The sequence below is a fragment of the Bacillus kalamii genome (genome assembly GCF_047238185.1).
Taxonomy (GTDB): Bacteria; Bacillota; Bacilli; order Bacillales; family DSM-1321; genus Bacillus_AD.
In genome coordinates this window covers 2,373,333-2,394,104 of record NZ_JBDFMI010000001.1, presented here as the reverse complement: position 1 = coordinate 2,394,104, position 20,772 = coordinate 2,373,333, and the positions used below count along the sequence as shown (strand labels likewise).

General features: G+C 41.4%; 19 protein-coding genes. 17 read left to right on the top strand and 2 right to left on the bottom strand.

The annotated features are described in order from the left end of the window. Positions 1 to 52: 52 nt before the first annotated feature. Entirely contained in the window at positions 53 to 1,066 is a 1,014-nt protein-coding gene (locus tag ABC357_RS11880; protein ID WP_412887706.1) for a SepM family pheromone-processing serine protease, read from the top strand. A gap of 119 nt (positions 1,067 to 1,185) precedes the next feature. Here ABC357_RS11880 and ABC357_RS11875 read toward each other — a convergent pair whose 3' ends face one another. Continuing rightward, positions 1,186 to 2,397, bottom strand: a complete 1,212-nt coding sequence (locus ABC357_RS11875; protein WP_412887705.1) for a nucleotidyltransferase — start codon at positions 2,395 to 2,397, stop codon at positions 1,186 to 1,188. Between the two features lie 294 nt (positions 2,398 to 2,691). On the opposite strand from ABC357_RS11875, the gene ABC357_RS11870 reads away from it, so the two are divergent. The 4 genes from ABC357_RS11870 to ABC357_RS11855 all read left to right on the top strand — a co-directional run bounded on the left by ABC357_RS11870 (position 2,692) and on the right by ABC357_RS11855 (position 5,003). Further along, on the top strand, positions 2,692 to 3,210 hold the full coding sequence (locus ABC357_RS11870) for a YceD family protein (protein ID WP_412887704.1): 519 nt from the start codon (positions 2,692 to 2,694) through the stop codon (positions 3,208 to 3,210). A gap of 72 nt (positions 3,211 to 3,282) precedes the next feature. Further along, positions 3,283 to 3,456, top strand: coding sequence for a 50S ribosomal protein L32 (gene rpmF, locus ABC357_RS11865; RefSeq protein WP_412887703.1), 174 nt, complete (start codon positions 3,283 to 3,285; stop codon positions 3,454 to 3,456). A 93-nt stretch (positions 3,457 to 3,549) separates the two neighbouring features. Next, the gene (locus ABC357_RS11860) at positions 3,550 to 4,314 is read left to right on the top strand and encodes an enoyl-CoA hydratase/isomerase family protein (RefSeq protein WP_412887702.1); all 765 of its coding nucleotides are present in this window, start codon (positions 3,550 to 3,552) and stop codon (positions 4,312 to 4,314) included. A gap of 92 nt (positions 4,315 to 4,406) precedes the next feature. Then, positions 4,407 to 5,003 (top strand): RsfA family transcriptional regulator, encoded by a 597-nt coding sequence (locus ABC357_RS11855; RefSeq protein ID WP_412887701.1) that lies wholly within the window; start codon positions 4,407 to 4,409, stop codon positions 5,001 to 5,003. Between the two features lie 42 nt (positions 5,004 to 5,045). Here ABC357_RS11855 and ABC357_RS11850 read toward each other — a convergent pair whose 3' ends face one another. After that, complete coding sequence (locus ABC357_RS11850) at positions 5,046 to 5,498, bottom strand: N-acetyltransferase (protein WP_412887700.1); 453 nt, start codon at positions 5,496 to 5,498, stop codon at positions 5,046 to 5,048. A 271-nt stretch (positions 5,499 to 5,769) separates the two neighbouring features. On the opposite strand from ABC357_RS11850, the gene ABC357_RS11845 reads away from it, so the two are divergent. The 12 genes from ABC357_RS11845 (at position 5,770) to murD (ending at position 20,764) form a co-directional block, all read left to right on the top strand. Further along, positions 5,770 to 6,660 (top strand): 2-dehydropantoate 2-reductase, encoded by an 891-nt coding sequence (locus ABC357_RS11845; protein WP_412887699.1) that lies wholly within the window; start codon positions 5,770 to 5,772, stop codon positions 6,658 to 6,660. Further along, entirely contained in the window at positions 6,661 to 7,050 is a 390-nt protein-coding gene (locus ABC357_RS11840) for a DUF3397 domain-containing protein (RefSeq protein WP_412887698.1), read from the top strand. Positions 7,051 to 7,153: 103 nt separating this feature from the next. Next, positions 7,154 to 8,782, top strand: a complete 1,629-nt coding sequence (bshC, locus tag ABC357_RS11835) for a bacillithiol biosynthesis cysteine-adding enzyme BshC (RefSeq protein WP_412887697.1) — start codon at positions 7,154 to 7,156, stop codon at positions 8,780 to 8,782. Positions 8,783 to 9,190: 408 nt separating this feature from the next. Next, entirely contained in the window at positions 9,191 to 10,105 is a 915-nt protein-coding gene (gene murB / locus ABC357_RS11830; protein WP_412887696.1) for a UDP-N-acetylmuramate dehydrogenase, read from the top strand. Positions 10,106 to 10,497: 392 nt separating this feature from the next. After that, positions 10,498 to 10,929 (top strand): division/cell wall cluster transcriptional repressor MraZ, encoded by a 432-nt coding sequence (gene mraZ, locus ABC357_RS11825; RefSeq protein WP_412887695.1) that lies wholly within the window; start codon positions 10,498 to 10,500, stop codon positions 10,927 to 10,929. 57 nt (positions 10,930 to 10,986) lie between these two features. Further along, positions 10,987 to 11,919, top strand: coding sequence for a 16S rRNA (cytosine(1402)-N(4))-methyltransferase RsmH (gene rsmH, locus ABC357_RS11820; protein WP_412887694.1), 933 nt, complete (start codon positions 10,987 to 10,989; stop codon positions 11,917 to 11,919). A 58-nt stretch (positions 11,920 to 11,977) separates the two neighbouring features. Continuing rightward, a complete protein-coding gene (gene ftsL, locus ABC357_RS11815) occupies positions 11,978 to 12,331 on the top strand; it encodes a cell division protein FtsL (protein WP_412888650.1) in 354 nt (117 codons plus the stop codon). Then, positions 12,331 to 14,523 (top strand): penicillin-binding protein, encoded by a 2,193-nt coding sequence (locus tag ABC357_RS11810; RefSeq protein ID WP_412887693.1) that lies wholly within the window; start codon positions 12,331 to 12,333, stop codon positions 14,521 to 14,523. The genes ftsL and ABC357_RS11810 overlap by 1 nt, the downstream gene beginning before the upstream one ends. A 129-nt stretch (positions 14,524 to 14,652) precedes the next feature. Further along, on the top strand, positions 14,653 to 16,566 hold the full coding sequence (locus tag ABC357_RS11805; RefSeq protein ID WP_412887692.1) for a stage V sporulation protein D: 1,914 nt from the start codon (positions 14,653 to 14,655) through the stop codon (positions 16,564 to 16,566). A 234-nt stretch (positions 16,567 to 16,800) separates the two neighbouring features. Beyond that, positions 16,801 to 18,273, top strand: a complete 1,473-nt coding sequence (locus ABC357_RS11800; RefSeq protein ID WP_412887691.1) for a UDP-N-acetylmuramoyl-L-alanyl-D-glutamate--2,6-diaminopimelate ligase — start codon at positions 16,801 to 16,803, stop codon at positions 18,271 to 18,273. 161 nt (positions 18,274 to 18,434) lie between these two features. Beyond that, positions 18,435 to 19,412: a phospho-N-acetylmuramoyl-pentapeptide-transferase gene (gene mraY / locus ABC357_RS11795; RefSeq protein ID WP_412887690.1), complete on the top strand. Its 978-nt coding sequence runs from the start codon at positions 18,435 to 18,437 to the stop codon at positions 19,410 to 19,412. Continuing rightward, positions 19,412 to 20,764 carry a UDP-N-acetylmuramoyl-L-alanine--D-glutamate ligase gene (gene murD, locus ABC357_RS11790; RefSeq protein WP_412887689.1) on the top strand — a complete coding sequence of 451 codons (1,353 nt, stop codon included), beginning with the start codon at positions 19,412 to 19,414 and terminating at the stop codon, positions 20,762 to 20,764. The genes mraY and murD overlap by 1 nt, the downstream gene beginning before the upstream one ends. Positions 20,765 to 20,772 lie beyond the last annotated feature (8 nt).

Genomic DNA, 20,772 nt, shown 5'->3' with positions numbered 1-20,772 from the left:
CGAGCAATACTGTACATATTTAAATTAGCATTTCTAAGGGGAAACAGAAAGAATGAAACAAGGAAGAATCTTTAAGGCGCTCGCATTAGCTATTTGCATTGCCGTTGTCGCGTCTTATTTTATCCCGCTGCCCTACTATGTAACTAAACCTGGCATGGCCAAGGAATTGGCCCCTATCATTAAAGTCGAGGATGGATATAAAGAAAGCGGCGACTTTAAGTTGACGACCATCTCTATGGGCGAAGCCAATATCTTTACTTATGGGTTGGCGAAAGTCATGAAATACTGGGATATTTATCGGGATGACGAAATAAGAGGCGAAAAAGAAAGCGACAAAGAATACAATATGCGGCAGCTGCATGAAATGGAAGGGTCGAAGGTCAAAGCCATTGTCAGTGCTTATAAGCATGCCGGCAAGCCATATGAGACTATTTATCGTGGTGTTTATGTGTACGGCGTAGTTCCTGGCATGCCGGCTGAAGATGTATTGGCGGTCGGCGACCGAATCACGGATGTAGACCACCATCAATTGAAATCTTCAAAACAGTTCATCGATTATGTTGCCAGTAAAAAGGCGGGAACAACGATTACATTGGGTTTAATCCGCGAAGACAAAAGATATAGCCAAAAAATTAAATTGGATGTTTTGCCTAAAACAGGAAAGGTAGGCATGGGGATTACATTGGTCGATGATATGGACGTGAAAACGGATCCTAAGGTGAAGATCGATACTGACAAAATAGGAGGCCCTTCCGCTGGGTTGATGTTTACACTAGAAATCTATAACCAACTGGTTCCTGAGGATATTACAAAGGGCAAGGACATTGCCGGTACAGGGACGATGGATGAAGAAGGAAATGTCGGACCGATAGGTGGAATCCATCAAAAAGTTGTTGCAGCAGATAAAAGCGGCGCAGCCGTATTCTTTGCTCCAAATGAAAAAGGGGCAAAAGGCTCTAATTACAAAGTCGCTAAAAAGGCGGCTAAGGACATACATACGAAAATGAAAATAGTGCCGGTCGATACACTGGAGGATGCCCTAAACTATTTATCCAAGATGAAGTGAAAAAAAGGAACATGGCCGGAATATGCCTTGTTCCTTTTTTTGATAAGATATCCTTTTTTCACTACGACCTATGGAGAATGGGGTTATTTTTATTTTTGGACGGGCGCATCCTCTTTTATTTAAAGAATGACCGGTTGTTTGAATTCCCTTATTATCATAGTCTGTTTCGCAGCTGGCGGGAGGGGCAAAGAATGGATGGTTGCCGCTTGGATATCATATGATAAAGCGGGATGCCGGAAAGACCCGGCCTTAGTCACCACCGGCAATCCGAAATGTTTCTTTCGTTCATGCAGATAAGCCCTTCCTTTTTCGTTAAAACCGAGTATGCGCAAATAGGAAGGTTCCTTGACCATTTTTTTCATCTTTTCCTTCTCCGCCTTGGTCAGTAGATGGACGCAAATCCTTTGCAATCGGGTCAGTGTATACCGTTTTGTTTTGACTTGATGGATGAACTCATTAAATGAACGTGCGGACATGGCTGCCTCTTTTAAGCGGAATTCAATGCCTTCTTCGACCTCATAAAAAGTTCTCAATTGATCAACCGGTGTAGAAAGCAATGTATATTGAAGCAGGGGCCAATATAACTCCCAATGATGAAGTAAATGATTGTCCTCTTGATATTGGAATAATAATGTATATGTTCCGTTTGGCATGAACTCTGCGGCTTGTGTTGCCTCTCCGCCCTGGGACATTATCGCTTTCCTTATGCTTGTTGCACTTGCTATTTGTCCTTTCGGAAGAAATTCATCGTGGTAGTTCGAACCGATACGGCTAATCAATGATGGGTGTATCGAGTAGCCGTTCTTTAAAACGGCGGAAACGTATTGGTAGCCTAAAATATTGTTCGGCTGCGATAAGTCGATGCCTATATCGGTATCCCGGTTCACTTTTTTCCAAGCCATGCTCACAGATGTAGGATAATTAAAGCCTTCTTTGCTGAATTGCTTAATATATGCATCGAGAGTGGCCCGGTTATCCTTCTCCACATGATAAGCTTGGATAAAATCTTCGATGGTCCCATTTTCGCTTCCGAAACAGAATGTATCGCAGCGCAAGGCCTCCAACAATCCAATGGATCCTTCTGCGAAGTGGACTGCATGCTGTGTACTGAAAATATAGGGGAGTTCAATAACTAGGTCGACACCCCCGAGCAGTGCCATTTTTGCCCGATCCCATTTATTGATTAGTGCGGGTTCGCCCCTTTGAAGGAAGGAACCGCTCATAACAGCAATGGCAACATCAGCATCGTTTTGTTTTTTGCTTTCCTCTACATGGTAACGATGGCCGTTATGAAATGGGTTATATTCTACCACTAAACCGACTGCTTTCATGGTAAGCCTCCTTTTGATAGGAAAAAAGGAGCGTTGGTAATGAATTGTACAACATAAGGTGCTTTTTCCTTCTTTCGCTTCCTAAATGTGATGATTAGCTTTATTATAGAAGATAAAAGACAATGGTACAATGAACTCTCTTTGCATTGTCCTATTATTAAATGCTACAATACACAAGATAAAAGAGAGCCAATATATAATTGCGATAACAAAGGTAAATAGCTGTAAAGAAAATATATTGACAATGCTCAAAATGAAAGCTATAATTACCTTTGTTGCCTTGAGGTGATAAGAATGAAATGGACAATAACTCAACTTCAGAAGTATCGGGGAAAAGGACTTGTTCTGGATGACAAAGTGGATGTTTCAGAGATTAAAGAAGTAGACCCGCAAATTCGGGATATTTCTCTCGTCCATATCACTGGCAAAGCGGATATCAATGCAACGAACATTACATTTCATATCCATTTGTCAGGAAAGATGATTTTGCCATGTGCAAGAACATTTGTTGATGTGGAGTATCCATTTGACATTGAGACAAGAGAAGTCTTTTTATTACATGACAATTACGATAGCCAGGAATATGAGTTTTCAACGATTGTGAAAGGCGATGTAATTGACTTAATGCCGATTATAAGAGAGAATTTATTGTTAGAAGTTCCGATGCAAGTCTTTTGTGAAGATGCCGATCCGGAAAAAGCTGCTCCTCAATCCGGAAATGATTGGGAAGTTGTGACGTCGGTTCAGCAGGAAAAGAAAGTGGATCCCCGCTTAGCGGACTTGGCAAAATTCTTTGACAACGACAAAAAATAATGACAATTAACAAGAAGATTCGGGATGAACCGATCCTTGCTTCTTAAACCATTTTTTAAGGAGGTGGGAATAATGGCTGTACCTTTCAGAAGAACGTCTAAGACTGTTAAAAGAAAACGCCGCACTCATTTTAAACTTGAGGTGCCTGGTATGGTGGAATGCCCAAACTGCGGTGAAATGAAACTTTCACACCGCGTTTGTAAAGAATGTGGAACATACAAAGGGAAAGAAGTAGTAAGCAAATAATTTCCTTTCAAATAAAAGGCTGTAATGAATTTGATTCATTATGGCCTTTTTTTGTGCCTGTACAAATAGATTTTAGATGGATGGGAGCAATAAATGATGAAAGATATTTTATTGAAGGAAAAACGGGAACAAGGCATTCTTATACTGCGGTTGAATCGGCCGGAAAAAAGAAATGCCATCAGCTTTTCAATGATTGCAGCTTTAGGCCAAGCACTTGAAGAAGCGGCGAATGATCCGCAAGTCAATGCATTGATTGTTACTGGCACTGGTGAGGCTGCTTTTTGCTCTGGCGGGGATCTAGATGATTTTCATTCACTGGCTAACCAAAAGGAAGCGTTCGCGATGTTGTCGCAAATGGGGGACGTGCTTTATAAGCTTGCCGTTTTTCCTAAACCGACGATTGCTTATATAAACGGGGCTGCAGTTGGTGGAGGATGTGAAATTGCTGCGGCGTGTGATTTCCGTTTGGCAGCGCCTGGTGCAAAAGTTGGGTTTATACAAGGGAATCAGGCCATTACAACAGGATGGGGCGGAGCCTCTCTTATCCTCGAGAAAATGGCAAGTTCCAACGCAATGGAAATGCTCTTTTCCGGTAAGGTTTATTCAACAGAACTGGCCTGCTCTGCTGGTTTTATCCAGAAGTCCGTTCCTTCATTGGAGCATGCAGTAGAATATGCTGGCTCCTATTGCCAAAAACTTCCGCAAGTTCTTGCTGCGTACAAGCAGGTTTTAATAGAGAAGTGGGAGGCAAGCTCTCTTGAGGACCGCATGAAAAAAGAAATATTGGCATGTTCGTATCTATGGGAGAGTGAGCAGCACATGGATGCTGTCCGGGCCTTTCGGGAGAAGAAGAGATAAAAGTATTGTTGTGCAAAAAAATATTTCCTTTTCATTTCTATCTTTTCTATCACAAGCATACTATGTAGTAAAACAAGCGAGGAGGGGTCGGAATGTCTGTTTCGAGGCAGGATGCATGGACCCAGGATGAAGATTTGATTCTTGCAGAAATTGTTTTACGGCATATAAGAGAAGGCAGTACCCAATTGATTGCGTTTGAGGAGGTAGGGTTAAAGCTATCTAGAACTCCGGCAGCTTGCGGTTTCAGATGGAATTCGGTTGTAAGAAAGCAGTATCATTCAGGGATTGAGCTGGCGAAAAAACAGCGTAAAGAGAATAAAGGGAGCGCTTCCAGATCAAAGTCTAGCAACGTTCGTGAACATGAGGTTGACAATACTGCAAGGGAGCTGGAGCTAGAGGAAGTATTAACATTTATCGTTTCTCTCCAGAAGCAAGCCCTCGCCAAGGGTGCAGAAGACGATAAAGTAACATATCAGCTTGCCTATTTACAGGAAGAGAATGAGACGCTGAAGAATGAAGTGAGGGAGTTATCTGCCAAGCTAGTTATAGTAGAGGACGATTATCGCGCTTTGATAGAAATAATGGATAAAGCGAGAAAATTAGTTATTTCGGATGATCGGCAAAAAAATCAAAAGGTCCGCTTCCAAATGGATAAAAACGGAAATTTGGAGCGTGTCAATAAGAGTTAGGAATAAAAAAAGAAGCGTTTTTGTTGACGCTTCTTTTTGGGCTTATTTTTTTTGCCAGATTAATGGGTTTTGGCCTAAATCTCTTTCCATATCGTATTCAACGGGTTCGAAACCCATTTTACTCCAAAAATCGCTGGAATGTACCCGAGGATTTGTTTTAATCGGAAGTCCGCATGATTTTGCGTAATCAACCAATGCTTTTCCGTATCCTTTGTGCTGATAATTAGTCAAGACTTCCAATTTCCAGAGCTCTAAGAAATCCTGTGAAGGAGTAAAATATTGATCTACCTTGGCGGGCCTTTTGTACAATGACATTCTGGCGACCAATTTGTCCCCGAAGTAGATGCCGTAGAATGGAGATTCACTATCGTTTTCTATGATATTCGATTCCAAATCCTCTAACATAGAAAGCTCCTGGATGCCATATTCTTTAAATTTTTTGAATTCTTCAAGTGTCTTGTAATTAACCAAAAGACGTTCGATCTTGTAACTCATTTGCATTTCCCCCTTGTTTTGTTTTCCCCTGAAAGCAATCCCGGCTTGTCTTTTCTATTCATATAAGAAATATTCCCCGTAAACTGAATAGGAAAACACTTCCTCATTGATTATATAACACATTTCTTTAAAATTCTCCATTTACACTATGATTTCCAAGGTAACATTTCCAAATCGTATGTAGCTTATGAAAATTCGGTTTTTGGTATATTCCCCTAGAAATTCATTTTTGTTAAAATGGATGTATATTGGACTAAATGGAGGTTCGATGATGAAGATTGGCATTATAGGCGGTGGGTCCATAGGATTATTGACTGGGACTTATTTATCAAACAATCATGAGGTAACCATTTATACCAGAAGTAAGCTTCAAGCGGATGTATTGAATAAAGATGGACTTATCTTGAAAAAAAGCGGGCATGCATACCAAATAGCGTGCAAAGCCAGCCAGTTTCCAAATCAATCAGTGAACCAGGAGGATTTGCTGATTGTGACAGTCAAGCAATACCAGTTGGCAGGCATAATGGACGATTTGAAAAAGCTGGATACCAGGTTTCTTTTTCTTCAAAACGGCATGGGCCATTTAGAGGCATGTGAAATGCTCGCAAAGAGGAATGATGTTTATGTCGGAGTTGTAGAGCATGGTGCGCTTAGAGATGGCCATAACAGTGTCATTCACACGGGATTGGGAGTCCTCAAAGTTGCTGCTGTATCCGGCGACCTGGCATCTTTATCACCACTGGCAGGCGTTCCTGACTTCCCTTTTATAATGGAAGCAGATTATACATCGATGCTTCTTGATAAATTATGTGTCAATGCCACGATCAATCCGCTGACGGCTGTTTTAGGCGCTGCCAATGGAGAGTTATTGGATAATCCCTATTATTATGAAGCATTTCTCGTTCTGTTTAATGAGATATCGGATGTACTCGGCATAAAAGATGCAGAAATCAAAAGATTACATATCGAAAGCATTTGCCGGAAGACTCAAGCTAATATATCTTCCATGCGAAAGGACGTGGAGGAAGGGCGCCCTACGGAAGTAGATGCCATACTTGGATACATACTGCATAAAGCACAAGAAAAAAACTGCGCCGCTCCCATTATCAACTATTTGTATTGTTTGATTAAAGGAATAGAGCGCAGGCGGAAGGAGAACTAAATGGGGACTGTTCTTTCCTGGATTATCGCAACATTAGTTACGCTGCCGGTTCTCGGCTATCTGCTTGTATTTGTAAGTACGAAACAGATTACGAAGAACCATCGATCGGCAGTCGATTTAGCAATGAATAGCTCAGCTTTCTTATTTATTTTGTCTGTATATTTTCTGATAAAAACGATCTGGAATATTTCTTTTTTCTGGTTCATCTTGCTAACAATCATTTTAATTTCCATGATTGTTGTATCTGTACATTTGAAAGTAAGGCAAGAGATAGTGTTCAGTAGGATAGCCAAAGGCATTTGGCGGATTAATGCACTCGTATTTATGTGTGCATATGTTATATTAATTATTATAGGAATATGCAAAAATGTAGTTTCGACACTCTATTGACCGATTTATCCGCTATCTGTTCCGGGCTGATTTTTTTGTAATTACATAGTGTGATGATATACTTTAACATGATGTGAAGAAGCTGCGGAAAGGACGTACTGCGATGGAAATAAATGAAATCGTATTGCCATCTATCAACCAATTTGCTTCAGATTATGTTAAGAATCTTCCTCTCATGAAAGATTTTTTTCATTATGATGTAAAGGATGTTAAGGTATACGAACAACGGTATAAAGATGTAATGGAGCAATCTTTCGACAGGGAAAAGCTTGCTCATACGATAGAAGTATATATGGAAAAATATGGACTGTCTACTGAGGTGAAACGGAATCTGGCAAGGTTGGCTGAAAAAGATTCAGTGGTGGTGATCGGGGGACAACAAGCAGGCTTGCTCACCGGGCCGCTTTATACAATCCATAAAGTCATTTCCATTATTAAATTGGCCAACGAGCAGGAGGCGCTTCTTGGAAAGCCTGTCATTCCTGTTTTTTGGATTGCCGGGGAGGACCATGACCTGGATGAGGTCAACCATGTATATATGGAATCAAACGGTGAATTCGATAAAGTAACCTATCCTTCTTTTCCAATGACAAAAGTAATGGTTTCAGATATGGAAATGGATATGGAAGCCAGCCAAAAATGGCTTAATAGGATTTTTTCTTCACTCGAAGAAACCCCATTCACAAGAGAGTTGTATGCAAAACTATATGATATGGCACAACGGACCACGAATTTTACCGGTTTTTTCACTGCCATAGTCAATGACCTATTCAATGAATATGGGCTATTGATGATTGATGCAGCCGACCGTTCATTCAGGGAGCTGGAGTCTGATTTCTTCCAGACATTAATCAAAGAGCATGCGCCGATAAATGCTGCTGTATTGGAGCAACAATCCTACATATCAGAGAATGGATATAAGCCTGCAATTGAAATGGATGGACATAATGCGAACCTTTTCTATTACAGCGATGGGGAAAGAACATTGCTGGAATATGATCCGGCAAAAAAATGCTTTAAAGGAAAAAACAATGAACTTGAATTCTCGATAGATCAGCTGCTTGAAACAGCGGAGAAGGAACCGTGGAAATTAAGTAATAACGTGGTTACACGGCCGTTGATGCAAGAGAAGATGTTTCCAGTGCTCGCTTTCATTTCTGGCCCTGGCGAGATTGCCTATTGGGCTGAATTAAAAAAAGCATTTGAGTATCTGGGTATGAAACTGCCAATCATTGTTCCCCGTATGAATATATCGATCTTAGAACGTAAAATCCAGAAGGATCTTCTGGAAGTGGATATGGATTTGTATGAGGCTCTTGTTAAAGGAACGGCGCATGCAAAAAAACGATTTATGGCAGGAGTAGAAGATGAACAATTGGATGTGGCATTCCATAAAATGGTTGAGCAATTAAAGAATAACCATGCAATGGTTACGCAAGCAGCGCTTCTGATTGATAAAGGCTTGGAACCGCTTTTGGAAAAAAATGAAGCGTTCATTGAATCACAGTTAACCTTTATGCGCAGCCGCATTCAGCAAAGCCTTGAATCTAAGCATAGAATAGTGTTAGGGAAATATGACCGTATTGCGAATGCTTTGCGCCCGAATGAAGGGCCGCAGGAGCGGTTGGTGAATATATACTATTACATGAACCAATATGGCGAAGATTTCATCAAGCAATTGATGGATTTGGATTTAAGATGCAATTCCTTCCATAAAGTCATTATAATGTAATAAAAAGAAGAGTGCACTGCACCCCAAAAGTTAGAGTTGAAATCTAACTTTTGGGGTGTTTATTTATGGCTATATCATGAAAAAGTACAATTAATGGTTGTGAAAGAATATATAGAAGGGCAATGATTAGCTGGCAAGAGCCTGGTCCAATACTGTGTTCACACCAGCCAATTGGCTGCTTCATATAAAACTCTACCTTTTTGGGGGCGCCTCAGAGCCGCCTCTGCTTTTTATTGAAGAAGGGTACCAAAAGTGAAATGCATGCATATATATGCTGATAGCGAAAAGAACATATAAGGCATTTTTGAATTTTTTACGAATGTGGCAATACCAATTGAATATGGCATGCTGAAGTTGTTACAATAGACTAAGGTTGGAAAGAGAATTTAGAAAAAAGAGGAAAGCTAAGTGAATACAATAGAATTATACAACAAGTTAAAACAGAAAATGCCAAATGCCAACGTTCAATATGATGCTTCTTTACAAGGATATACATTTACAAAAACGGGAGGGCATGCTGATCTATTAGTCTTCCCGCGCTCATACGACGACGTTGTTTCGGCATATGCATTTGCAAAAGATCACCTTCTTCCTTTTACAATATTGGGGAATGGTTCAAACTTAATCATTAAAGACGGAGGCATCCGCGGTTTGGTGGTCATTTTGACTGAACTGAACCAAATTAGAGTGGAAGGAGACGCGATTATCGCTCAGAGCGGCGCTGCCATCATCGATGTATCGAAAACGGCCTTAATGCATGATCTGACTGGGCTCGAATTTGCTTGCGGCATTCCGGGGACGGCAGGCGGGGCATTATTTATGAATGCAGGCGCTTATGGCGGAGAGGTTAAGGATGTGCTTGAAAGTGCTATTGTAATGGACCAGGATGGCGTTATCCGTCAATTGAATAGAGATGAGTTTGATTTTAGCTACCGTTCCAGCATATTTGCGAAAAACCATTATTGTGTATTGGAAGGTACATTCCGATGTAAAAAGGGAGATCATGCTGCAATTAAAGCCAAAATGGATGAGTTGACTTATTTGCGCGAATCGAAACAGCCTCTGGAATATCCTTCTTGCGGCAGTGTGTTTAAACGGCCTCCTAATCATTTTGCAGGAAAGTTAATTCAAGATAGCGGCCTTCAAGGACATCAAATAGGAGGAGTCCAAGTATCCACTAAGCATGCCGGATTTATGGTAAATGTGGATAATGGGACAGCCAGCGACTATATCGCGCTCATTAAGCATGTTCAGGAAACGGTCAATAATCAGTTCGGTGTGCAGTTAGAGACAGAAGTAAAAGTGATCGGGGAAGATAAATAAGTAAAAAACAGGCTGAGCGCAGCCTGTTTTTTTATTTGCGGAAATCATTAAATGTGGACCTTTTTTCCTGTGGAATATGTCAATGTACTTAGTAGGCAAAATCGAATTATAATGACTTTTGTTATAGAGAAAAGACTATGCTAACATAAATTCCCTCACCTATTTTGACCAACTTTATTAAACAACAAATGATGAGCATTCTTTAGCGGATTTGCTAAAATCCTTGATATTGCACGGTTTTATACGGGCTTTTTTTAGAAAATTATGAAATAATTTGCCGAACTTTAAAAAAATTGTTTAAAGGATTATTTATTGTGGAAAAAGAATACTAAATTTTGTGGTGAAAAGTGGGGGGATGTGGTACATTTAAACTAGAAAGTGGGGTAGTGGATATGTTCATGGGTGAATACCATCATAATGTTGATATGAAAGGCCGCTTGATCATACCTGCTAAGTTCAGGGAAGCGTTGGGTGAAGAGTTTGTCATTACCCGTGGCCTGGATCAATGTTTATTTGGTTACTCCATGAGCGAGTGGCAGCTCATAGAAGAAAAACTCAAAACACTCCCACTGACAAAAAAAGATGCTCGTGCTTTTACTCGTTTTTTCTTCTCTGGTGCAACAGAGTGTGAATTGGATAAACAGGGAAGAATCAATATTCCCGCTCCACTTGTGCAATATGCAAAGATGGAAAAAGAATGTGTCATTCTAGGAGTTTCCAATCGAATTGAGATTTGGAGTAAGACGCAATGGGAAGACTATTTTACAGAATCTGAAGATTCATTTGCTGAGATTGCTGAAAATATGGTGGGTTTTGACCTCTAGACCTATTGCTGTCCGACTAAAAAGCAGCGCAAACAAGATCGATTGGAGTGAACAAATTTGTTTAAACATATTACTGTATTATTGAAAGAAACGGTTGATGGATTAAATATTAAGCCTGATGGTGTATATGTGGACTGTACTTTGGGAGGGGCAGGGCACAGTGAATACTTATTATCCCAGTTATCAGACAAAGGGAAATTGTATGCGTTCGATCAAGATGAAACGGCTATCGAGAATGCCAAAGTAAAACTTGAAAAATACAGTGGCCGCGTTGAATTCATTCAAAGCAATTTTACATATATCGAAGAAGAGTTACATGCAAGGGGAGTTACGGGTGTAGATGGCATCCTTTATGATTTGGGGGTTTCTTCACCTCAGCTAGATACTCCGGAAAGAGGATTCAGCTATCAGCATGATGCGCCTCTTGATATGAGAATGGATCAAACGTCCGACTTATCGGCGTATGATGTGGTTAACTCTTGGGCATACAATGACCTGGTAAGGATTTTCTTCCAGTATGGTGAAGAAAAGTTTTCGAAACAAATAGCAAGAAAAATCGAGACAGCACGAGAAAAGAAACCGATTGAAACAACCTTTGAGCTAGTGGAATTAATTAAGGAAGGCATCCCAGCCCCAGCCAGAAGAAAAGGTGGACATCCCGCCAAACGCATTTTTCAGGCAATCCGCATAGCAGTTAATGATGAACTGAAAGTTTTTGAACATTCATTAATGCAGAGTATCGGATTATTGAATAAGGGCGGAAGAATATCCGTTATTACCTTCCATTCACTTGAGGACAGAATTTGCAAAAGCGTATTTAAGAAAGAAAGCGACCTTCCTGAATTGCCTCCTGGTTTGCCCATTATTCCAGAGGAATTCAAGCCGGTACTCAAGCTTGTTACGAGAAAGCCGATTCTGCCGAGCGAAGAAGAATTGGACATGAATAATCGTGCGCGGTCCGCAAAGCTGCGTATTGCTGAAAAGCAGTAAAAAAACAAATATCGATTAAAGATAAGAGACTAAATAGGTGGAGGGGAAGAATTTGAGCATGTTAGCAAGAAAGATCGCGGCAGATAAACAACAAAGTCAACAACCTCAAACTACGGTCACCACAGTGGTTGTACATAAAGCTAAGGTCACTCTGGGCGAGAAAGTGCTTGTTGTTGCATTTGCCTTGATTCTTGTATTCTTGGCTGTGAAAATTGTCTCTAATCAATATTCGATCTATACGATCAATAAAGATATTCAGAAGGCAGAAGCTTCAGTCGATGAACAAGTGAAAGAAAACAACGACCTTAAGGTTCAAGTGAGCGAATTAAGCAGATATGAAAGAATCTGGGAAAAAGCATCTAAATTAGGCCTGAAATTAGATGAAAACAATGTTAAGGTTGTGCAAGATTAATGAAAAATAGAAATATTAATATTGGAGCAGCCATTCTTTTTACAGTCTTCGGCTTGCTCTTTTTTCTGTTGGCAGGCAGGTTCCTTTACATCCAAATTTCAGGCAAGGCGAATGGCGAAGTCCTGGCAGCCAAGGCAAAAGAAAAGACGATGAAACATCAAGTAGTGGAAGCGAAACGAGGAGATATTGTCGATCGGAATGGCAGTGTGATTGCGGAAGATACATCTTCATATAAGCTAGTTGCCATTTTGAGCAAAAAGATGACAGTCGACGAAAAGCATCCACAGCATGTAGTGGACCCTGAGAAAACGGCACGGAAGCTTGCCAAATATATAGATATGGATGAATCGGATATTCTCAAAAGGCTTGAAAAAAAAGGGGCTTTCCAAGTTGAGTTTGGTATTGCCGGAAGAGACATATCACATACGGTTAAAAAGAAAATTGAAGCATTGGATTTGCCGGGAATTACATTTGAAAGAGATACAAAGCGCTTTTATCCTAACGGCATTTTTGCTTCCCATGTTGTCGGATATGCGGAAAAACAATCAAATGAGAAGACAGGCGAATCGAAAATAGTAGGCAAATTAGGCCTGGAAAAAATGCTGAATGATAAACTTCAAGGAAAAAATGGTTCATTGAATTTTGAAAGCGACCGTTGGGGATATTTGTTGCCTACAAAGAAAAAACAGGTGACTCCGGCCAAGGATGGGGACAATGTTGAATTGACATTGGATAAAAAAATCCAAACCTTTCTCGAGGATTCTATGACGAAGGTACAAAAGGAATACAATCCCAAAAAGATGATTGCCATTGTCGCTAACCCTAAAACAGGAGAAATCTATGCAATGAGCCAAAGGCCTACATTCAGTCCATCCACAAAGGAAGGGTTAGATAAAACATGGCAGAATTTATCGGTGGAGGAAAACATTGAACCGGGATCTACTATGAAGGTATTTACACTTGCAGCGGCGGTTGAAGAAGGGGTGTTCAATCCGAATGCCACTTATGTTTCAAAGCCTTATGTAGTACCGGGAGGGCGTCCGAAAGACCATAGCGGTATACCAATCGGAACGACCCTTACGTATCTGCAGGCGCTTCAGCGTTCCTCGAATGTCGGATTCGTGAAGGTTGCCCTTGAACAATTAGGTCCAGAGCGCTTCAGAAAATATTTGACTAAATTCGGATTTGATAAGACGACTGGGATCGATCTTCCCCACGAAGTAGGCGGAAAAATACTGTTTGAACGAAAAATTGAGCAAGCAACCACCGCTTTCGGGCAAGGTTCGGTCATTACGCCAATCCAGCAGATGCAAGCCTTCTCGGCCATTGCGAATGAAGGCAAAATGATGAAGCCGTATGTGATTAAAAAAATTACAGACGCAAATGGAAAAGTCATTGAGGAACATAAGCCTAAAGTTGCAGGAACCCCAATATCGGCCAAAACAGCAAAGACCGTATTGGATTATATGGAAACAGTTGTATCGGACGAGAAAGCCACGGGAACGAAATACGCACTTGAGGGTTATAAGGTTGCAGGTAAAACGGGTACTGCACAAATACCGGGACCAAATGGCGCATATTTAACAGGAAGTGAAAACTATTTATTTTCATTTCTAGGAGCTGTTCCGGCAGATAATCCAAAATTAACGATGTATGTGGCTATGCAGCAGCCGGATCTATCGAATGGAAAATCTGCTACAGAGGGGTTGACTGAAATATTTAAGCCGGTCATGCAAAATGCGTTGCATTATCTGAATATAAAACCGGCTAACCTGAATAAAAAGAAAGTGGAAAAAATTGCTGATTATGCGGGAGAAAACGTTTCGGAAGCAGCGGAATCACTTAAGAAAGATGGATTTGATGTAAGTGTTATCGGTAAAGGGACAAAAGTGATCAGCCAATCACCAGCGAAGGATACCCAATTAATCGAGGGAGACCGAATCATCCTGAAAACGGACGGGACAGCAACAATGCCTGATGTGACCGGTTGGTCATTACGGGATGTGATGAAAGTTGTCAATTTAGTAGGCATGGATTTAAATACGACGGGCAGCGGTTTTGCAAGGAAGCAAAACATTAAACCCGGGCAGCCGATTAAAAAAGGCGACTATTTCATTGTCCAATTCAGCCCTCCTGAAGCGACGGCAACCAAACAAGAAGAGCAGGCAGTCGAAGACCAAACGTACGATTAGAATGATGAAAACGCGGATCCCCGGAGCCGCGTTTTTTTGTATAGTCTATTCACTAAAAGGAGCCATTGTTCTATTGAAAAAGGTACAAGCATATATTGTTTGGGATAGCATGTACCGGAGGTGTTGGAAGTGCGCGTTTCGAATGTGACTGTCCGTAAAAGATTGCTAGTGTTTTTTTTAATAGGCTTATGTGTTTTCCTGCTGATCGACCTGAGGCTCGGCTACGTCCAATTTTTTCTTGGGAATACATTGACAGGGAAGGCGAAGGATTCCTGGAGCAGAGACATCCCTTTCCAGCCTAAAAGAGGTGAAATTGTTGATCGCAACGGCGTGAAACTGGCCACAAATTTAAGTGCGCCGACCGTTTATGTAGTGCCGCGGCAGATTGCCGACGCAAAGGAAGTATCTGAAAAGCTAGGGGCCGTATTGGGGATGAAAACCAGTGTAGTCTATAAAGAAATCATCCAAAACCAATCAAGTGTCCGGCTAAGCAAAGGGCGGAAAATATCACATGAAAAAGCGAAGGAAATCAAAGCTTTGGATTTGAAGGGGGTATACATTGCAGAGGACTCCATCCGCTATTATCCTTTCGGGAGTTACCTTTCCCATGTGCTTGGTTTTACAGGCATAGACAACCAGGGATTAATGGGTGTTGAACTGACATACGATAAAGAATTGAAAGGCGAAAAAGGGCACGTCCAATTTTTTGCGGATGCAAAAGGAAAACGGTTAGAAAATATGGCCGATGATTATAAAGCACCAGTTGACGGAATGAAGTTGAAATTAACAATAGACAGCAAAATCCAGACCGTTATGGAAAGAGAAATGGATATTGCGCAAGCGACATATAATCCAGATGGAATGATCGGAATTGCAATGAATCCGAATACCGGAGAAATATTATCGATGAGCAGCAGGCCGACATTCAACCCTTCAGATTACCAAAGTGTCCCTTCGGAAGTATATAATCGAAATCTTCCTGTCTGGAGCACCTATGAGCCCGGGTCCACATTTAAAATCATAACTCTTGCAGCTGCTTTACAAGAAAAGAAAGTAGACTTGGAGAATGAACACTTTTATGATTCAGGATCCGTAAAGGTCGCAGGAGCTAATCTGCATTGCTGGAAAAGGGGAGGGCATGGATCTCAATCCTTCCTGGAGGTTGTGCAAAATTCATGCAACCCGGGATTTGTGGAGTTGGGGAATCGGCTAGGGAAGGATAAATTGTTTTCTTATATTAAAAAATTCGGTTTTGGCCAAAGAACAGGAATTGACTTGGCTGGCGAAGGAACAGGGATTCTATTTGACCTAAAAAGGGTGGGGCCTGTTGAACAGGCCACTACAGCATTCGGCCAAGGGGTATCCGTCACACCTATCCAACAGGTTGCCGCTGTATCTGCAGCTGTTAATGGGGGGACTTTATACACGCCATATATTGCCAAGCAAATCGTCGACCCAAAAACGCAAGAAGTGAAAATGAGGAAGACACCGCAGGCCAAAAGGCAAGTGATCTCTGCAGAAACATCCAAAAAAGTCAGAGAAGCGCTTGAATCAGTCGTAGCAAAGGGATCGGGCGGAGGAGCCTACATTGAGTCCTACCGAGTCGGCGGTAAAACAGGGACTGCTCAAAAGGTTAAAGATGGTAAATATATCAAAAATAATTATATTGTCTCTTTTATAGGCTTTGCCCCTGTGGATGATCCTCAAATCGTCGTATATATAGCTGTCGATAATCCTAAGGACACTGTGCAATTCGGGGGAGTTGTAGCCGCCCCGATTGTCGGCAATATTATGAAGGATGCATTGCAAGCCTTAGACGTAAAGCCGAGGGCAAATGGATTGGAAAAAAAGAAAAAATGGGATGATCCTGTAATGATTGAACTGCCCAATATAGTAGGAATGACAAAACAGGAATTGGATACCCAGCTTTTGAATGTTAAACTCGATATTTCAGGGAAAGGAAAGAAAATCGTCAAACAATCGCCGGAAGCAGGAGTAAAGGTGAAGGAAGGGGCAACCATCCGGGTATATCTGGGTGATTAATATGAAAAGATGGTTCTCTCCTCTTTGATTTTTCAAAAGCAGCTGTTTTCACAGCTGCTTTTGTTTAACTGGCTGAATTCTTTTGGCTGTTGATAGGTTTTATTAATGATTGCTTGGATCAATCTGATAAAGAAAGATAATTTATGAAAAGATATTATGTTATTCGCATAGAAAACTTTACTGATTTACGGTATGATAAATAATGTTTGAAATAAAACTTAAGGAGGTTGAATTATGAAACTACATACTTTGCTGTCATCCTTGTCTTCATATGCGGGTGATTTCAATCAGAATCCAACAATAACATCCATAGAGAATGATAACCGGCTTGTTCAGCCTGGCAGTTTATTTGTTTGTGTAAAGGGATATACAGTGGATGGCCATGATTTTGCTTCTTCCGCGGTTGCGAATGGTGCTGTTGCGATAGTGGCTGAGAAGCAATTAGATCTGGAAGTGCCTGTCATAATTGTTAAAGATACCACTCGTGCCATGGCTGTATTGGCAGACCGTTTCTATCAACATCCTACACAAAAGATGACATTAATCGGAATAACTGGGACGAACGGAAAAACGACAACCAGTCACTTGATAGAAAAATTATTGCTTGATGACGATAAGAGAACAGGATTGATCGGGACTATGTATACAAAAATAGCCGATCAAGTTTTGGAGACGAAAAATACGACTCCTGACAGCGTAACGCTACAAAAAATATTCCATCGTATGGTGGAAGCGGATGTCGACTGTGCTGTAATGGAAGTATCCTCACACGCTTTGGAACTTGGCAGAGTCCATGGGTGTGATTATGATATAGCTGTGTTTACTAATTTGACTCAAGATCATTTGGATTTCCATAAAACGATGGAACGGTATAAACATGCCAAAACCTTGCTGTTCTCCCAATTAGGCAATGCGTACAGCGACGACAAGAAACGATACGCCGTCATCAATAGAGATGACCCGGCAAGTGAGGACTTTATCCATGCTACAGCTGCCCATGTGGTCACGTACGGGATAGACAAGGATGCAGACGTCAAAGCGAAGGATATCGCCATTACGTCCGCTGGGACACGGTTTACATTGGAGACAGTATCCGAGTCGATGGCAATCCAATTAAAATTGATCGGCAAATTCTCCGTGTACAATGTATTGGCTGCCGTTTCGGTCGGCCTTTGCCTAGGGATGAAACTTCCTCAAATTATCGCATCTCTAGAGGAAGTGGAAGGAGTACCCGGCCGTTTCGAATTGGTGAATGCAGGACAGGATTTTACAGTCATCGTCGATTATGCCCACACGCCTGACAGTCTGGAAAATGTCTTGAAAACAGTGAATGAATTTGCTGCTGGTAAAACATATGTCCTTGCGGGCTGCGGTGGCGACAGAGACAAAACAAAACGCCCGATTATGGCTCGCATTGCCTGTGAGTTGGCAGATCAGCCTGTATTTACTTCAGACAATCCACGCACCGAGGTTCCAGAAGAAATTCTTAAGGATATGGAAAAAGGCGTAGAAGGTAAGGCGTATAAGGTCATTGTGGACCGAAGAGAAGCGATTGGCTGGGCTGTACAGCAAGCGAAAGCAAATGACGTTATCCTGATCGCGGGAAAAGGGCATGAAACCTACCAGGAAGTGAATAAAGTCAGAACTCATTTTGACGACCGCGAAGTGGCAAGAGAAGCAATTTTACAAAGGAATTCAAAAAAATAGCATGTTCAATGCATGTACTTAATATAAATGAGTGTGAACGAATGGTTATGGAACTAATCGGTACAGATATAAGGGCTTTCAAGGCATTAAGCCAATGATAGCCATAAAAGCAACCTATCATGTAAATCGTTTTACGCACTAGGAAAGGGAGTCAAAAAAGAATGATGGAGCAAGGAATATTTTTTACTATACTAACAGGATTTTTAATTACCGTACTATTATCTCCTGTTTTTATTCCTTTTCTAAGACGCTTAAAGTTTGGTCAAAGTATTCGTGAAGAGGGACCGCAATCACATAAAGTTAAATCGGGGACACCTACAATGGGAGGATTGGTCATTCTATTGTCCATCACGGCAACAACGCTGTTTATGGTTGCCAGATACGACAGTATTTCAACTAATACGTTCCTACTCTTATTCGTAACATTGGGATTCGGATTACTCGGTTTCCTAGATGATTTTATTAAAGTTGTCATGAAACGCAATCTAGGATTAACGTCCCTTCAGAAGTTAATCGGCCAAATTGTGATTGCCGTTATCTTTTATTTTGTGTACAAAAATACAACCGGGTTCACACCGGAAATCAATATACCAGGAACAGATCTGTCCCTGCATGTCGGCTGGTTCTATGTAGCTATCATTATTTTTTGGCAGGTTGGATTCTCAAATGCCGTTAACCTTACAGATGGATTGGATGGACTGGTTTCTGGGACAGCTTCCATTGCTTTTGGAGCACTAGCTGTATTAGCTTGGAACAATGGCCAGTATGATGTAGCCATCTTCTCGATTGCCATTGTAGGAGCCCTTCTCGGTTTCCTTGTATTCAACGCGCATCCTGCCAAGGTTTTTATGGGGGATACAGGATCCCTTGCGCTTGGAGGAGCGCTTGCCACTGTTGCGCTCATGACAAAGACAGAACTGCTTTTGGTGATTATCGGAGGAGTCTTCGTCATAGAAACATTATCGGTTATTTTGCAGGTAGCGAGCTTTAAGACAACAGGTAAAAGAATCTTTAAGATGAGTCCGCTCCACCATCATTATGAGCTGTCAGGATGGTCCGAATGGCGGGTTGTTGTCACGTTTTGGTCAGTAGGGCTGTTATTGGCTGTACTGGGAATCTACTTAGAGGTGTGGTTATAATGAAAACGCCAGAAACATTTTTGCGTAAGAAAGTACTTGTTTTAGGATTGGCAAAGAGCGGTGTCAGCGCATCGGTGCTGCTGCATGAACTGGGTGCATTTGTGACTGTAAACGACCGGAAGCCACTATCGGAAAATCCGGCGGCGCAGGGCCTGCTTGAACAAGGGATAAAGGTTATTTGCGGAGATCATCCTTTAGAACTCCTGGATGAAGGTTTTGAAGTGATTGTCAAAAATCCCGGCATTCCCTATAGCAATCCGCTGATTAAAGGTGCTTTGGAAAAGGGGATACCTGTCATCACAGAAGTAGAGCTTGCCTATTTGATCAGTGAAGCTCCAATCATTGGGATTACAGGAACGAACGGAAAGACAACGACTACCACATTAGTGTACGAAGTACTGAAGGAAGCAGGCTTAAAGCCATTGATTGCCGGGAATATTGGGACAGTGGCATCAGGTGTTGCTATGGAGGCAAAACCCGATAATCACATTGTAATGGAACTATCTTCATTCCAATTGATGGGTGTCGAGACGTTTAAGCCCAAAATTGCGTTGATTACAAATCTATATGAAGCTCATATTGATTATCACGGCGATTTTGACTCCTATTGTAAAGCGAAAAGCAATATCACCAAGAACCAAGACGCCGGTGATTATTTTGTTTTCAATGCCGACCAAGAACGGGTAACAAACATAGCCTCATCATCAAAGGCAGTGGCAGTTCCTTTTTCCACAAAAGAAATCGTCGAAGATGGTGCGTATTTAGACGGTGGTTATGTAATGTTCCGGGGAGAACAAATTATAGAAATTCACGATATTGTACTGCCAGGAACGCATAATCTCGAGAATATTTTGGCTACCGTTGCCATCTGTAAATTACAAGGGGCTGACAATGGGGCCATCCGTAAAGTATTGACTACCTTCCAAGGGGTAAGGCATCGCCTTCAATTTACAGCAAATGTGAATGGACGCAAGTTTTACAATGACAGTAAGGCGACCAATATTCTGGCAACTTCAAAAGCCCTTGCTGCCTTTACTCAACCCACTATCCTGCTTGCGGGCGGCTTGGACAGAGGAAATGAATTTGATGAATTGATTCCATGCTTTAAGCATGTTAAAGCTGTCATTACATTTGGACAAACTGCACCGAAAATCGAACGTGCAGCCAAAGAGGCGGGTATATCTGCCATTCAGCGTGTCGATACTGTAAAAGAGGCTGTTCCAGTGGCGTATGATCTTTCGGATGAAGGCGATTGTATTCTTCTATCGCCGGCTTGCGCAAGTTGGGATCAATATAAAACTTTTGAAGTTCGGGGAGACATGTTTGTTGAAGCTGTGCATAAGCTTATATAAGAGCTAGT

Excerpts from the sequence above, each read along its gene's own strand:
- ABC357_RS11870 (WP_412887704.1), top strand. The coding sequence starts at position 2,692 with ATGAAATGGACAATAACTCAACTTCAGAAGTATCGGGGAAAAGGACTT.
- mraZ (WP_412887695.1), top strand. The coding sequence starts at position 10,498 with ATGTTCATGGGTGAATACCATCATAATGTTGATATGAAAGGCCGCTTG.
- ABC357_RS11840 (WP_412887698.1), top strand. The coding sequence starts at position 6,661 with ATGGGGACTGTTCTTTCCTGGATTATCGCAACATTAGTTACGCTGCCG.
- ABC357_RS11860 (WP_412887702.1), top strand. The coding sequence starts at position 3,550 with ATGATGAAAGATATTTTATTGAAGGAAAAACGGGAACAAGGCATTCTT.
- mraY (WP_412887690.1), top strand. The coding sequence starts at position 18,435 with ATGATGGAGCAAGGAATATTTTTTACTATACTAACAGGATTTTTAATT.
- ABC357_RS11845 (WP_412887699.1), top strand. The coding sequence starts at position 5,770 with ATGAAGATTGGCATTATAGGCGGTGGGTCCATAGGATTATTGACTGGG.
- ABC357_RS11855 (WP_412887701.1), top strand. The coding sequence starts at position 4,407 with ATGTCTGTTTCGAGGCAGGATGCATGGACCCAGGATGAAGATTTGATT.
- murD (WP_412887689.1), top strand. The coding sequence starts at position 19,412 with ATGAAAACGCCAGAAACATTTTTGCGTAAGAAAGTACTTGTTTTAGGA.
- ABC357_RS11880 (WP_412887706.1), top strand. The coding sequence starts at position 53 with ATGAAACAAGGAAGAATCTTTAAGGCGCTCGCATTAGCTATTTGCATT.
- ABC357_RS11850 (WP_412887700.1), bottom strand. The coding sequence starts at position 5,498 with ATGAGTTACAAGATCGAACGTCTTTTGGTTAATTACAAGACACTTGAA.
- ABC357_RS11875 (WP_412887705.1), bottom strand. The coding sequence starts at position 2,397 with ATGAAAGCAGTCGGTTTAGTGGTAGAATATAACCCATTTCATAACGGC.
- bshC (WP_412887697.1), top strand. The coding sequence starts at position 7,154 with ATGGAAATAAATGAAATCGTATTGCCATCTATCAACCAATTTGCTTCA.
- ftsL (WP_412888650.1), top strand. The coding sequence starts at position 11,978 with ATGTTAGCAAGAAAGATCGCGGCAGATAAACAACAAAGTCAACAACCT.
- rpmF (WP_412887703.1), top strand. The coding sequence starts at position 3,283 with ATGGCTGTACCTTTCAGAAGAACGTCTAAGACTGTTAAAAGAAAACGC.
- ABC357_RS11800 (WP_412887691.1), top strand. The coding sequence starts at position 16,801 with ATGAAACTACATACTTTGCTGTCATCCTTGTCTTCATATGCGGGTGAT.
- ABC357_RS11810 (WP_412887693.1), top strand. The coding sequence starts at position 12,331 with ATGAAAAATAGAAATATTAATATTGGAGCAGCCATTCTTTTTACAGTC.